The organism is Ruegeria sp. K5 (assembly GCF_056531805.1).
Map to the genome: position 1 here is coordinate 1 of NZ_JBQFML010000005.1, position 14,049 is coordinate 14,049.

General features: G+C 54.8%; 14 protein-coding genes and 1 pseudogene. 7 read left to right on the forward strand and 8 right to left on the reverse strand.

The features are described from left to right. Positions 1-356: 356 nt before the first annotated feature. The 3 genes and pseudogenes from mgrA to ACR0MO_RS14155 form a co-directional block, all read right to left on the reverse strand. Positions 357-1,387: pseudogene (gene mgrA / locus ACR0MO_RS14145) on the reverse strand (L-glyceraldehyde 3-phosphate reductase). Positions 1,388-1,558: 171 nt separating this feature from the next. Further along, a complete protein-coding gene (locus tag ACR0MO_RS14150; RefSeq protein ID WP_480891899.1) occupies positions 1,559-1,858 on the reverse strand; it encodes a site-specific integrase in 300 nt (99 codons plus the stop codon). Positions 1,859-2,046: 188 nt separating this feature from the next. Further along, positions 2,047-2,913, reverse strand: a complete 867-nt coding sequence (locus ACR0MO_RS14155; protein WP_170622687.1) for a LysR family transcriptional regulator — start codon at positions 2,911-2,913, stop codon at positions 2,047-2,049. 94 nt (positions 2,914-3,007) lie between these two features. Here ACR0MO_RS14155 and ACR0MO_RS14160 point away from each other — a divergent pair, with 94 nt between their 5' ends. From ACR0MO_RS14160 to ACR0MO_RS14170, 3 genes are all read left to right on the forward strand, one after another. Next, complete coding sequence (locus ACR0MO_RS14160) at positions 3,008-4,315, forward strand: aminotransferase class I/II-fold pyridoxal phosphate-dependent enzyme (RefSeq protein ID WP_480891902.1); 1,308 nt, start codon at positions 3,008-3,010, stop codon at positions 4,313-4,315. A gap of 809 nt (positions 4,316-5,124) precedes the next feature. Beyond that, the gene (locus ACR0MO_RS14165; RefSeq protein ID WP_170456597.1) at positions 5,125-5,967 is read left to right on the forward strand and encodes a 3-methyl-2-oxobutanoate hydroxymethyltransferase; all 843 of its coding nucleotides are present in this window, start codon (positions 5,125-5,127) and stop codon (positions 5,965-5,967) included. A gap of 3 nt (positions 5,968-5,970) precedes the next feature. Beyond that, positions 5,971-6,648, forward strand: a complete 678-nt coding sequence (locus tag ACR0MO_RS14170) for a class I SAM-dependent methyltransferase (RefSeq protein WP_480891905.1) — start codon at positions 5,971-5,973, stop codon at positions 6,646-6,648. Here the strand turns inward: ACR0MO_RS14170 and ACR0MO_RS14175 are convergent, their stop codons facing one another. The 3 genes from ACR0MO_RS14175 to ACR0MO_RS14185 form a co-directional block, all read right to left on the reverse strand. Then, positions 6,649-7,098 (reverse strand): MerR family transcriptional regulator, encoded by a 450-nt coding sequence (locus ACR0MO_RS14175; RefSeq protein WP_480891908.1) that lies wholly within the window; start codon positions 7,096-7,098, stop codon positions 6,649-6,651. It abuts the gene before it with no gap. A 233-nt stretch (positions 7,099-7,331) separates the two neighbouring features. Then, positions 7,332-7,757: a CGNR zinc finger domain-containing protein gene (locus ACR0MO_RS14180; protein ID WP_480891911.1), complete on the reverse strand. Its 426-nt coding sequence runs from the start codon at positions 7,755-7,757 to the stop codon at positions 7,332-7,334. 477 nt (positions 7,758-8,234) lie between these two features. Next, entirely contained in the window at positions 8,235-8,627 is a 393-nt protein-coding gene (locus ACR0MO_RS14185; RefSeq protein ID WP_480891914.1) for a hypothetical protein, read from the reverse strand. Between the two features lie 330 nt (positions 8,628-8,957). Between ACR0MO_RS14185 and ACR0MO_RS14190 the strand changes: the two genes are divergently transcribed. Then, positions 8,958-9,146: a hypothetical protein gene (locus tag ACR0MO_RS14190; protein WP_480891917.1), complete on the forward strand. Its 189-nt coding sequence runs from the start codon at positions 8,958-8,960 to the stop codon at positions 9,144-9,146. A 207-nt stretch (positions 9,147-9,353) separates the two neighbouring features. On the opposite strand, the gene ACR0MO_RS14195 is transcribed toward ACR0MO_RS14190, so the two are convergent. After that, positions 9,354-10,451, reverse strand: coding sequence for a hypothetical protein (locus ACR0MO_RS14195; protein ID WP_480891919.1), 1,098 nt, complete (start codon positions 10,449-10,451; stop codon positions 9,354-9,356). Between the two features lie 199 nt (positions 10,452-10,650). Between ACR0MO_RS14195 and ACR0MO_RS14200 the strand changes: the two genes are divergently transcribed. The 3 genes from ACR0MO_RS14200 to ACR0MO_RS14210 all read left to right on the forward strand — a co-directional run bounded on the left by ACR0MO_RS14200 (position 10,651) and on the right by ACR0MO_RS14210 (position 13,272). Next, entirely contained in the window at positions 10,651-11,247 is a 597-nt protein-coding gene (locus ACR0MO_RS14200; RefSeq protein WP_480891922.1) for a PepSY domain-containing protein, read from the forward strand. Positions 11,248-11,284: 37 nt separating this feature from the next. Further along, positions 11,285-11,944, forward strand: coding sequence for a response regulator transcription factor (locus ACR0MO_RS14205; RefSeq protein ID WP_170456584.1), 660 nt, complete (start codon positions 11,285-11,287; stop codon positions 11,942-11,944). A 74-nt stretch (positions 11,945-12,018) separates the two neighbouring features. Continuing rightward, entirely contained in the window at positions 12,019-13,272 is a 1,254-nt protein-coding gene (locus ACR0MO_RS14210; protein WP_480892142.1) for a sensor histidine kinase, read from the forward strand. A 466-nt stretch (positions 13,273-13,738) separates the two neighbouring features. Here the strand turns inward: ACR0MO_RS14210 and ACR0MO_RS14215 are convergent, their stop codons facing one another. Continuing rightward, the gene (locus ACR0MO_RS14215) at positions 13,739-13,924 is read right to left on the reverse strand and encodes a hypothetical protein (protein ID WP_170456580.1); all 186 of its coding nucleotides are present in this window, start codon (positions 13,922-13,924) and stop codon (positions 13,739-13,741) included. Positions 13,925-14,049 lie beyond the last annotated feature (125 nt).

Below are 14,049 nucleotides of genomic sequence, written 5' to 3' on the forward strand. Positions count from 1 at the left end.
GATGCCCGCACTGCTGGCCATCCACCTCGGATCGGTCCTGACCTTCTTCCTGCTGACGCCCTACACAAAAATGGCACACGGCTTCTATCGGCTTGCGGCGCTGGTCCGGGACGCGCAACGGAAAAGAGAAGTGTCCGCAGTCCGTTAACAGCCCGTCGCGCCTGTGTGAGCAGAAAGAACATGCAATTGGACCAAAAATTATCTTGAAGATCTCTGCGCCGCAGAACTTCGAGTTGCGGACAACGTCCGGAATGGGCCGGTTGGTCTTGATAGTTACTTAGCCGAGCTGCAGAAGCTGCAGCCGCCAATGACCTCAAGTTCCAAATGTTCTCGGGTTTTAGCAATAATAAGATTGGTCATTCTGTTTCTGACGACCTTGCCCATAAATTGATATCTTCTTCCGAACTGATTTCATCGATCTTTTTCAACTCGTCAGAACTGAAGTCGAGATTATCAACAACGCCTGCGCAGTCGACGATTTGTTCCGGCCGGGACGCACCAATCAGAGCGGTCGTCACCCGTCCGCCCCGAAGCACCCAGGCCAGAGCCATTTGCGCCAGAGTCTGACCACTTGCTTCGGCCATGTCGTTCAGAGCACGGACACTTGCCAGGGACCGCTCGTTGATCATGCCATCGAGCAACGACTTTCCTTGCGTGGCACGGCTGCCATTCGGAACATGGCGCAGATATTTTGACGTCAGAATGCCTTGTGCCAGTGGCGTGAATGCAATCGATCCTACCCCAAGATCATCCAGCGTATCGAGCAAACCGTCCCGCTCCACCCAACGGTTGAGCAGATTGTAAGAAGGCTGGTGAATCAGACAAGGTGTCCCAAGATCGTTGAGAATCTTCACCGCCTCGCGCGTGCGTTGGGAGTTGTAGCTCGAGATACCGGCGTAGAGCGCACGACCAGACCGTACGATACGATCCAACGCGCCCATCGTCTCTTCGAGCGGGGTGTCAGGGTCGAAGCGGTGGGAAAAAAGATGTCGACGTAATCAAGCCCCATGCGTGCGAGTGATTGGTCACAGGACGCGATTACATACTTGCGTGACCGCCATTCCTCGTAGGGTCCCGGCCACATGTCGTAGCCTGCTTTGGAGGAAATGATCAGCTCATCCCTGTAACTTGCGAAATCCGTTTTGAGGATCTCGCCAAATGCCTCTTCGGCTGAACCGGGAAGTGGACCGTAGTTGTTCGCCAGATCAAAGTGAGTGATCCCATGGTCGAACGCTGTACGACACATGGCGCGCTTGTTTTCGTGCGGTGAGTCTGCACCGAAATTGTGCCACAGCCCCAAGCTGACAACAGGGAGTTTAATACCGGACCGCCCACATCGCCGATACACCATCCGCTCGTAGCGGTCCGGCTCCGGGGTGTGCGGCATGGGTTTTGGCTTTGGCGGTCGTTGAGCTTTGGTCATGCGCACATATCCCGCGAAAGTCAGTCATATTGGCGGATTGAGAAATGGCGGCGGTCGTGAAACCGGCTGGGAAATCGAAACGGTAATCAATCATGCCCGGCGATTTGACCCATGCGTCAATGGTATCCCTAGTGTTTACCGAGAGTTCAAACTGAACGGGTCGCCGGGTTTGCTCTGGGTCACAGACACACTCTCGCGAACGCCGTCATCTCTGACCAAATCGCTGACGCACAGTTTCACCAAATCGCATCCGCGAAGCTTGCTGTCGATGGCCACGTTGGACAGCGCAAAGTCGCGCAGATTACGCGCCGGTTCGAGCCGCAAGTGGCTCGCCCAGACCTGTTTCGGCAGCAGCGACATTTTCTGGCCGACGGTCCGGGCCCTGTTCCAGGCTCTGCGTTTCGGGGTGACTGCGGGAAGTTGGCCTCTTGGCATATTATGTCCTCCAATCCTCCCTCCAAGCCCAGACATCAGCATCGCGCTGACACCTGACTCTAACTGGCGTTTAGAACGGCCGTTGTCCGGTTGCTTGTTCGTTGGGAAATGCCGTGGCGGCATTGGGCCGGTCTGATCCCTTATTCCCGAATGCCACACAACGTTCGAATGGCGGGTTTTTGAAAATTCTAGCAGAGCAGCGAAACGACTTGATCGGTTTCGGGCCTCCGCTTGCCAACATCAGGTAGTTGAGCGCACAGATGACGCCCGGTATTGCAGGTGCGTTCGCTGGCAGGTTTCAGCGCTCCGTTCGCCAGGGCGTCTTCAATCAGGCAAAGATGCCCGATCAAGACGCCGGCACCGGCTTTGGCCTCTTCTACCGCAAGGCTATAAAGGGAAAACCTCGGACCGCGCGTCGGATCGCTTGTGGGCGTGGCTGTTGCCTTTGACCAAACGGCCCAGTCATCTGCCCATGTCTGGTCGTGCAGAAGCACCGCTGTCTCGAACTCTGCGCCCCGTTCCAGAATCGCTGGTGCGCACACGGGAACAATCTCATCGGCACAAATCGCGACCTGATCGGGGGATCCATCCGGCACATCGAAGAAGATCGCCAGATCGAACAGTTCTCTCGACAGGCTCGGTGGGGCTTCCATGGCCGTGACCGAGAAGTTGATCATGGGGAAGTGTGCTCTGATCTTACTCAGTCTTTTCGGCAACCAAAGCTGAGCGACAGAGGGAAGGGCTGCGATGTGAAAATCCACGTCCGGTCCAAGGTTTCGCAAGGCGCGCGTTGCATCCGCCAAAGCGTCAAAGGCTGATGTGAACCTCGAGACCAGCGATGCTCCGGCCTTCGTTAGCACAACTCCTTGAGCGTTTCGGCGAAAGAGTGACGTGCCTGCCCAATCTTCAAGAGTCTTGATATGCTGAGAGATCGCACCGGGCGTGACGCAAAGCTCATCCGCAGCCGCGACAAAACTGACGTGCCGCGCAGCGGCTTCAAAAGCCCGCATGGCGTTCAGTGGTGGTCCTTTCGGACGTTTGGGGGCGACACTCATTTTTAACCTTAGTTTTTCTACGCCAAGAAATAGCAAATCTGCTTTGCGCTGTCACGCTTTGGGCGCCAGATTGGCGCAAACAGGAGGATGGTGGATGATACTTGCACAGCGAAACTGGGTTCCCGGAACGAGCGAAACTCTGGTTCAGGATATTGCCAACCAGACTGCGTCCAATACCTCGGCCGATCTTCTGGCCCGGGTTCAGGACCTCGCAGAACGGAACCGTGTGATCCACGAGGAAGAATGCTTCAACCTGAACCCGGCAACCAATGTCATGAACCCCAGGGCAGAGGCGCTCTTGTCGTCAGGTATCGGTTCGCGTCCGTCCTTGGGCTATCCCGGTGACAAGTATGAAATGGGATTGGAAGCGATCGAAGAGATCGAGGTCATCGCCGCCCAGCTGTCCGCAGAGGTGTTCGACGCCAGATTTTCTGAAATCCGCGTGCCCTCTGGCGCGATCGCGAACCTTTACGGATTCATGGCGACGTGCAAACCGGGTGACACGATTATTGCGCCGCCTGCGTCGATAGGCGGGCATGTGACGCACCATATTGCGGGCTGTGCTGGGCTTTACGGCCTGCGCACGGTCGAGGCTCCGGTAAACGCAGATGGCTACACGGTCGATCTGGATCAGCTTCGAGTATTGGCCCGGGCCGAACGACCCAAGCTGATCACCATCGGCGGCAGTCTGAACCTGTTTGAGCACCCAGTGGCCGACATCCGTACAATTGCGGACGAGGTCGATGCCAAGGTCATGTTCGACGCGGCCCATCAATGCGGGATCATCGCCGGGCGGGCATGGTCGAACCCGCTGAAGGAAGGCGCGCATTTCATGACGATGAGCACTTACAAAAGCCTTGGGGGGCCGGCTGGCGGACTGATCGTCACCAACGATGCCGAGATTGCAAAGGCGCTGGATGCCATCGCGTTCCCCGGGATGACTGCCAACTTCGATGCTGCGAAGACGGCCGCTCTGGCGGTGACCATGCTGGATTGGCGCGACTTCGGGGAAGCATATGCCAAAGAGATGATCGCAATGTCACAAGCCTTGGCTGCGGCATTGGACTCTGAGGGGGTTCCGGTCTTCGCAGGGGCCGATGGATTTACGAACTCCCACCAGTTCGCCGTATTGGCCGAACCCTTTGGTGGCGGTCAGGCGGCGTCGAAGAAGCTGCGCCCGAATGGGTTCCTTGCCTGCGGCATCGGACTGCCTGTGGCTGCGGTTGACGGCGATATGAACGGGTTGCGCATTGGCACGCCAGAACTGGTCCGTTGGGGTATGACGACGAGCGATGCAAGTCAGCTTGCCGGGCTGATAAAGCGTGGCCTTAACGGCGACGATACGGGTCAGGAGGTGGCCTCATGGAGAAAAGACTTCGACACGCTCTGCTTTGTTCACTGAGACTGACAGCAACCATTGGTGCCTTCCTGACGACAGGTGGCTTTGTCACGCATGTGAGAATTGCCGTCGAGATTTTCGCTGCGCCATGAACGAATGGCAGCGATCTCTTCCACCACGCGGCGTCCTAAACCGAGCATCTGCAGCGATTTTCGTGCGGCGCGCGCAGCGAAAATCTGAGAGATCTCCTATTGGCTCAACGCGGACCTTAGCCGCAGCGCTAGTGAATGGCCGTTGTCTATGTTAGGTCAGAATTGCTTGACGTTTGGGTCAGAATTGGATGACGCAGTTTACCCATTTGTTGAGGTTTTGGAAGTCGATTGAGTCAGAAAACAGTGACGTTCCACAGCTTTGTCTGGCGACACATAGTTCTGCCACCAGCGACAGAACCTTGCCATTTTCGTCTCACTTCCTTTATCCAGCTTCCAGACCGAATTCATTGATCCTGATTTCCTTTTGGTAAAATCAGGGCTGATTTGCATATCAGACGCCGAAGGCGCGTGTTCCTGCTGATCTGCCACGTGCCGAACGCGGATGGGGGCGAGGCAATGCTATTCGACAATAGTGGTGCGGCCAGCAGATTATAGAAGCTGAGCTTCGTTGCGCTCTGCCTCATGAGCCAGTCGGGGTTAGTGTCGCCGTGCGCTCTTCGAATTGGAGACGCGAGAGCGCAATCCATACGGCCATGATTGGATTATGAAGTTCAGGTTTCGCGTTATAGGCCTAATATTCCCATTAGGATTGCGAATCTGACATTAATGTCAGATAATACTCTCACCAAAAATTAAGACGCAGTGGGAGGAACCAAGACAATGCGCAGAAAGACACGACTGAAGCACCTCGCCGAAAAAGTACAAAAAGGCGAGCGTATTGTCGGCATGGAGTGCCATGACACGCCAAGTGCAGTCATGGCAGAAGAGCTCGGAATGGACCTTCTGTGCTGCGGCAGTCCAGGACCCATGGGACTTATGGGCCATCCGTCCATGGCAACGGTCGACTTCGAAGAACAACTCTACATGCTGGAAGGTGTTCTCAGAGGCGCGTCGTCCCCGTTCATCATTTGCAACATGCCGAACACAACGGCCTGTATCTCGATTGAAGAGTCAGTGCGCAACGCAGCAAAAGTCGTGAAACTTGGTGCTGACGGGGTCCACATCGAACCCTCTCTTGGAACTGTAGATCACATCCGAGCAATCGTAGATGCTGGGATACCTGTTGTTGGTCATTTTGGTGTTCAAGGTGAACGTGCTGTCATGAACTCTGGTCATTCTCCCGCAGGACGAACGGCCGAAGAAGCCGCCCAGATTGTCGAATTGGTGAAGGCTTCGATTGATGCTGGTATTTTCGCGGCGCTCTTCGAGCATACATCTGTTGAGCTTACGAAGTGGTGCTATGAAAACCTACCTGTGGCCGTGGCCAGCCTGGGATCTGGCCCTCACGCGCACGGGATTTTCCATGTATCGAGCGATATCATCGGGTGCTCGGTCTTTCCTATCCCGCCAAAGCGAGAGGTTTTCGGCGATGTATGGGGCGAGATGCAACGTGCCTACGGAGCCTACTTCGCTGCCGCAACGAACGGGCAGTTTCCTAAGCCTGATCAGAGTCATACGATGCATGAGGGCGAACATCAAAAGTTCCTCGCAATGATCAACTAGGATATGGATCACACAACGCAGCCAGGCCCCGCAGATTTCTTGCGGTGGCTTGCTGCTTTGCCCTTCAAACGAGACTTATGTGTGGAATGTGGAGCCGGTCGAGCCGAGTTTTCCGCATACTTGCAGCCAATGTTTAGCCGGGTCATCGCGACCGATTCCGCGCCGCCATGCAAGTCGTTGCAATACGTCCCCGTGCAAAAGTGCCGTGCAGAGGCGTTACCGTACTCGGCAAGCAGCGTAGACCTTCTATTTTCTATGCAAGCGGCTCACTACTTTGATCTTCAAAAACATACTCATGAGGTAAGAAGGGTCTTGCGGCCCGGCGGGATTTTCGCTGTCTTTTCATGGGGAGTGGCAGAGTTGCCAAATCAGGTAACTCAGGCCTATGCGCCCGTCTTTGAAGCGATTTCCCCATTTTGGGAGACGGAGCGAAAGTGGGTTGTCAGCGGATATAAAGGTTTCAGGTTCCCGGGGCTGCGCATTGAGATCCCACAGTTCCACCTCACAAAGTGGCTTACACCAGAGGGTCTTGAGACCGAAATGGCGTCATGGTCTGCGGTCCAAGCGGCCTCCAGGGGCGGCATCGAGTTTCCAGAACCACGACTCGCGTCTTGCGGCTTGCACGAAAATACAAAATTTGAATGCAGGTGGCGTATTATCGGTCAGGTGTATCGTTACTGACTACTTCCAGACCATCGCGGCCACTGAATTGTGATGGACCACATCATTCATCGGGCAATCCGGGCAAGTCTCCGGAGCCGGAACGTTCTTGCAACCCTGGCACTTACTGACTGTCTTGGATGCTTCGACAATTTCAGACCTGAGTTCCAAAGCCTGTTGCGCTTTCTCAGAAAGCAACTCGGCAAGGTTATCCAACAACCCCCCAACAGATGATGCCGACTCATCACCGGTCTGATGTTTCAGGCGCTCTTGCGCTATTTCCGAGAGGTTGTCCAAACCGATATCCAGCAATCGCAACCGATGAATCAAGCGCGCAACCGATAAGTCGGCATCGCTGTATAGTCGCGTACCCTTTGCCGACTTTGTTGGTGCAATGATCCCAAGACTCTCGTAATGGCGCAGCATTCGCTCCGTCAAACCTGATTTTTCGACGATCTCACCGATTTTCATAGCAACGCTTCTCGTGAATGTGGGCTTGTTTATCTAACATAGTGTCAGAAAACCAGCGTTATTGCTGGTTCAATTGCTTCACCGCAGCACCGTCATGTTGTGCAAGCCTCTGCTCTGCAGACATCAGTTAAGCCCATTTCTCTCCATCGCTCGCCGCGCAGGTATTTGAGCTAAGCTCTTTATTTTGTTTGCTTCCGGCGGGAGTAGTTGCGGGAGGCTTTGGCTCTGTTTCCTCAGGTTTCCATGATGCACCACTTGCGCCGGGCGTTTGTGGTTTCGTCAAGAAACAGCCAGCCGCAATCGGAGCCGGGGCACGTCTTCACGCGAGTCAGTGCGCGCTTATCGCTCAATATCGACAACGCGGAGATTGCGATCAGCCGAATCAAAGGCCAGCGGCGCAGGCTTAATAAAGACCGGTTTGGCAAGGCTTCAAGCCTCTGCAATTGTATATCAATGTTCAGATCTATAAATTGTGCGGGGTTCAAAATTGCACTTCTCAGGTTTGATATGAACGCACGAATTGTCTCGTTTGACGAAGAGTGAAGCGCATTGGGCAGCCCGAGTTTCTGAGCCAAATTGTCTAAATTTGCGGTCGTTCCAACTTTATCATTTAGGACCTGATTGTCGTTCGCCCAGTTTGCCGCGTTCAGGGAATCCAATGCCAGCCAGCCTGTAATCGGTCGAACGATGGTTTGTGTACTGTAGTTCGTGGCGCTTTCTAACCACTATTAGGGTTGACCGGCATGGCGCTTTGAACGCTACCTTTACCATGGTTTGAAAAATGCTGCGCCCAATATATGTTATGAAAACCTTAGGTTCGTCCAGACATGGCGGGGAATCCTGTGCGGGGCGCTGCGGTTGGCTCCAATAACCATCTTTGTAATTCCGTTTGGAGTGGGCTTTGGAGAACCGGCCATTGAAAATGGGTTAAGCGTCTTTCAGACCGCGATGATGTAGAGATCGATGAATGGTGCGTTGATCTGATCAATATTTTGGCCGAGCGCGGGGCCCTGGATCACCTGAACCCCGAAGAACTCTTAAAGCTGGGCCAGTATCCCGTTCGAGTCTATTGCCCCGTTTTCGGTTTGCGTCGAAACGGCAGATAACCGAGCATACTTAGTCAGTGAAGAAGACAGTCAGTTAAGGATATCAGCTATGGCACCTATCAGGTTCAACACCTCGTGCGTCTCTCGGTTCACCTGATATACATAGTCTCCGGCACGCACATAATAGCCGTTTCGCCGCAGTCCATATCGGCTGGGATTGTCGATACGCACATACCCATCGTAGATGTAATCCCCAACCCGATATCGTTTGACTTGGCCTGGCGGTACGCATGGAACCGCTTTCTTGGCCAATCCCGGTGGGCAATGTCTTGCTTTGGATTTCACGAGAACGGGCTGCAGTGCCGTGTTTATATCGATAATATGTTTAAGACTGTGAGAATGAGCGTCGAAGCTCGCGCTCGAAACAGGCGCGGTCTGAGCGATGAATAACGTCGCCGCGATTCCCAATGCCGTTTTCATCATTTTTTGCCTCCTTTGGCGTCATATCCCAGTTATGATCTCCGCCCGGATTTAACCAACCCATAGGCGGAGAATAGCTTGTCGCTGGCGACTTGTGCTCTGCCGCGTTGGTTTGTTTCGCACGACATTCTCACCTAACGACCTTCCAAATCGTCAAACCGGAAGGGGCAATAGCTGGGTCGCGCGGCCAGACAATTCATTTGTTTTTGTCTCGTAAACAACATTAACCGAAGGTGAACAATGTATTCTCAATGCGTTCAACCAAGCTTGGGCATAGTAATCGAGTTGGATCGAACGACACCTAGTTCGTTTGGTGGAAACAAGGGGAATAAGATGGTCAAGCCTGCCTTTGTGACTGAAGACGACAGCAGAGCTGCTGCGATGCGAACCGCCGGTAAATCTGTTGAAGAGCGTCTGCAAACCACGATGAATTCGAGCAATGGTCGCTTCCCTCCTGTCGAATATGCACTGACAGAGATTATCAAAAACAAGCGGCTATCCGAGGCTCACCAAAACGTCTGAAGGCGAGTCAGCTGACCCCCGAACAATTCTCGATTTCGTCCTAAATATCGGAATTGTACCTAAATCCCGTCCCATCTTGGGGCGGGGTTTTCTTTGTGCGCGTCGCGATTGCCGAAAGCCAACACTTAAAGTGCCGAAAGGCCCTTGACCGTCCCGGCTTTCGGGACGTCCAAGAGTGGAGGTCAACAATGGGCAATCAGCTTCGGTTCATAGCCCAAGAAGCGATTTAACCTGCGCTTCAACCGCGTCGGTGACCGGTTTGTTGGCGGCTGCTTCCAAGGCTTCACGTTCAGCCAGGTCCTGCTCTTCAACAAGCTCTGCCAGTTCCTCTGCCTCTTCGACAGCTTCGTTGTAGTCAATGGCGGCCTGTCTTTCGTCATTTAGGTCCTGGGCTTCCTCGATCGAGTCGTCCAAAGCGGCCTGGGCTTCGGCCAGCTGTGCTTCGATGTCAGGATCTGTACCACCCGCGTCTTCCAAAGCCTGCTCAAGCTCTTCAACCTTGTCTCGGTTGGCTTGAACGTCGCCCAGCGCGGTTTCCAAATCATCCTCGATTTCTTGAACTGACCGGTCTGGTTGTTCCAGTCCTGCAAGAACCTCCAACTGTTCTTCCAGTTCCTCACGCAATGGTTCACCTGCCAGCACCGTGTCTCGGTACTTGGCTATTCTGCCAACCCGTGAATTGGGTGCGGCATTGGCCAGTGCAGTTGGGCTTGCATTGGCCGCGTTAAGCGCGCCCAATTCCGAGGGATGAGCGCCAAGAAGCGCTGCAAGACGGTTGCCTTTGGTTCGGGAAACGGGGCGTTTCGACTCTTCCACAATTACAGTCTCGCGAACCGTTTTTTGCGCCTTGGCCTTTTGCGCTCCACGTGTTGTCGTGGCGCCCTTGCGAGTGGATTCTGTTTTGCGGGCTTTGCTTTTCCCTTTGAACAAGTCCTTCAGAGAGAACCCTCCGCCTTTCTTCTGACCGGACCGAGCAGACTGAGACTTTGTCTTACTCTGTCCGGATTTCCCGGCCTTGCTGCCGCCGCGGCTTTTGTCGGCCCCTTTCCCGCGACCGCTATTGCCAGCAGAGCTGCGATCTCCGCTTTCGCCCTTCGCGCCGTTGCCGTTTCCGCCCCCGTTGCCGTTGCCGTTGCCACCACCATTACCGTTGCCGCCGCCATTGCCATTGCCGCCGCCATTGCCGTTGCCTGACTTGGCATAGGCAAAATCGGGAGTTGCGACAGTGGCGACAATGGCCGTTGAGCCCAACAAGGCGATTGCGATTGTCGAGGCTTTCAGCAGTCCGCAATTGGTGGTTTTCATCTCAATCTCCTCACAACTCACAGCAACGGCTGTCAGCATTCACAGCTTAGCCGTTGTATCCGGGCAGCATGATCCCTGGTCGAATCAACAAAGTTGGGCTGCATTAAACTTGAGGTCGCTTGAACGCAGGGCTAACTGCTTGTTCATCATCGGTTCATGTCCGGCCTTATAGTCTTCGTCGACTGTGTTTGAGGGTGTAATGCAAGCCAAAGTGTTATTTCTGGTTGTGGCTTTGCTGACCGTCTTGTCCGGAGGGCAAGCGGCGGCGGACGCACGTGAACTCAAACAGTCTGAACTGCGCATGGCGACGTTGTCCGGCAGCGCAATACGGCTGAACCGTGTCATCAAGGGCGTGGAAAAAGCCTTCGGTGGAACGCCAGTCGACGCGCGCGCATTCAAAACGGACAAGATTTACTATCGTATTCTGGTCAAAAAGCCGGGCGGAAAGATCGTCAGTGTGATCGTAAATGCCCAAACCGGCACAGTCGTCTCGAACCGTTCAAGTATCGGGCGCGAGATTTCCGAGGCCGCACGCAATTCAACCAAATCCAAAAGCAATAATGGTCAGAGCACCTCTGCCACCCGTGGAAACAGCGCAGGTCGCAGCAATGCCGGCGGCAACAGCAACGGTGGTGGCAACGGTAACGGCGGTGGCAATGGTAACGGTGGCGGCAACGGCGGTGGGAACGGTAACGGGGGCGGCAATGGCGGCGGAAACGGGGGCGGCAACGGCGGCGGAAATGGCAACGGTAATGGCGGCGGCAATGGTGGTGGAAAAGGCGGCGGTAAAAAATAGCGTGAAGCTGACGGCCCTTTACCTATAGTCTCTCGATATGCGAATACTCCTTGCTGAAGACGAACCCCAGCTTTGCGACCAAGTGAAAAAGCTGTTGGGTGCGGAAGGCCGCGTAGTCGACGTGGCAAATAATGGTACGGATGCCCTGCATCTGGGGTCGACTGAACCGTACGACATGATCATCCTCGATATTGGCCTGCCCGAGCGTGACGGTATCTCGGTCCTGCGTGAATGGCGCAACGCGGGCGTCAAAACCCCGGTTTTGATCCTGACTGCCCGAGACGGCTGGAGCGAACGTGTCGACGGCCTGGATGCCGGCGCGGATGACTATATGACCAAGCCGTTTCACATGCCCGAGCTGGCCGCGCGGGTTCGCGCAATCTTGCGACGCCAAAGCGGCCAGTTGAACCCCGTGATAGAAATGGGGGATGTCTCACTGGATACACGAAACGGTCGGGTCAGTGTAAGAGGTATTCCTGTCGATTTGACCGCGCAGGAGATCGCAGTTCTGACCTATCTGGCGCATAACATTGGTCGTATGGTGTCACGCACTGAGTTGTCCGAACATATCTACGAATATGACGGCGACAGAGATTCCAACACGATTGCCGTATTCGTTACACGCCTGCGCAAAAAACTGGGCTCTGATTTGATCACCACCGTCAGGGGGCGCGGCTACATGATCGATCCAACCTGATGCTCTCGTTGCGTCAACGGGCCTTGCTCGGTGGTATCGCCTCGGGCGCTTTGTCGGTAGGCGTTGGTACTTTGGTGGTGTTTTCCTACATCAATACGCGCGTCTTGGATCAGTTCGACGGAGCGTTGCAGGACCGGCACACCCAGCTTGTCGTTGGTCTCAGCGCCACCACGGATGACCCTGAAACCTTGCGACAATTGGTGTTCGACCCGGCCTATGGCACGCCTTACTCGGGACGCTATTGGCAAGTAACGGACAGTGCCGGGGCCATCTATACGTCTGCCTCGCTCTTCGATGAAACGATTGCCGAACCTCCAAGCGCAAGTGGCGAAACAACCGTTTGGAACACCATGGGCCCGGATGGTGAGGCCATTCGCAGCGTCTACCAGAAGATTACGTTCGAAGACGGGACGGAGTGGGGCGTAACAGTCGCCGAAAGCAGAAGCGAACTGATCAACGAACGCAGCGCCGCACAAAGAAACTTGTTACCGGTCTTCGGCTTGGTCGGTTTGATCGGCGTGGCCAGTTCTCTTTTGTTGATGTCCGCCATTGTCGGCCCGCTCAGGAAATTGCGCGCCGATGTGGCCCATCGCTGGGATCAGGGCGATGATCTGGTTCCCAAAGACTACCCGGATGAGGTTTCCCCCTTGGTGGAAGATCTCAATAAATTGCTGCATCGAAATCGCGAAATTGTCGCCGGTTCGCGAAGGCAGGCGGCGGATCTGGCGCATGCGCTTAAAACACCAACGGCCATATTGCGAAACGAATTGGCCGAACTAGCAGACGCCGGAGCACATACCGAGCCCGCGGAAGAGGCCCTGACCCGAATAGACGCGCAGCTTAGCCGTTCACTCGCGCGCATGCGTGCATCAAACACCGGAGAGCTGACGCATTCCAGGACAGACCTGTCGAATTCGGTCGAACGACTGTCCCGGCTGTTCTCGGTCATGGCAGAGCGCGAGGGGAAGACGCTCGTTTCGGATTGCGAGGCTGGTCTTCGCGTCCGAATGGACCCTCAGGATATCGAGGAAGTGATCGGAAACCTTCTCGACAACGCCCTTAAGTGGAGCCGGTCAACATTTCAAGTCACCGCGAAACGCACGGACAGCGGTATCGAGCTTTGCGTCGAGGACGATGGGCCCGGTATTCCGAAAAGTGCCCGAGATGAGGTCTTGCGTTCCGGCAGTCGGTTGGACACTTCTATAAGGGGGACAGGGTTGGGCCTGTCTATTTCCGTGGATTTGTTGGCTGCATATGGTGCGAAGCTAGAACTCGGAGCATCGAAACGTTTAGGCGGCTTGGCTTGTGAAGTGACGATTGATCTATGAGAAAAGCGTATCGTCAAATGTAGCTGGCGTCTCGGCTCTGTTCCCACACTACGCTAAAGTCTCTGGTTAATTCAAAAGTAGACCTTGTAGAAGTTGTAGGGAGAAGGGGCAACAAGGGACGCCCCTCAGTTCAAATTGGCCTGGACTATGGCTTCAGATATTTACTGATAGCCGCAATACCTGCTTCGGCGCAGATGTCTTCGAATTCCTTGCCATCTGCATCCTCACCAAGAGAACCGACAATTCCGATGCAACCGATGACGGCGCCTTCGTAAACGATCGGGATGTCCTCTGAGAGGGTAACCAGGCCGATTTAATTGAAGACAGCACCTAACGTAGGTTCATGCTCATTTTGGGCCTCAATCACCGAGGACGCTTCGCGGCGTGATGCGGCCGTGTTTGCTTTGCGGCTGTTGGTGTGAACGGTGTGGGGAAACGCGCCTTCGCGTATCAGTTGGACGCGGGGCTACGCGCGTTGGTTTGCGACCGTAACCGTGGTGGCAAATCCCATACCTGCGCAGCTTTGAGATGCGACTGTGGCCGCAGTTTGTGCCCATTCTAGGGGAATACTCATTTCCATGTACGGATCGGCCAGCGCAGCGCCGGTCAGCAAAGCCGAGGAGAAACAGGGTGTCTTGGCAAACATATTCATTTTGACGTCCTTTTCCGAGAGGTAGTTGGGCGAGTGGTTGAAAGGAAGGATCTGCACTGGCCGTCGTTTTGCAGTTTTAAACGTGGCTCTGCGAAACTAATTTGGACCAGCTCTACACACGCGTT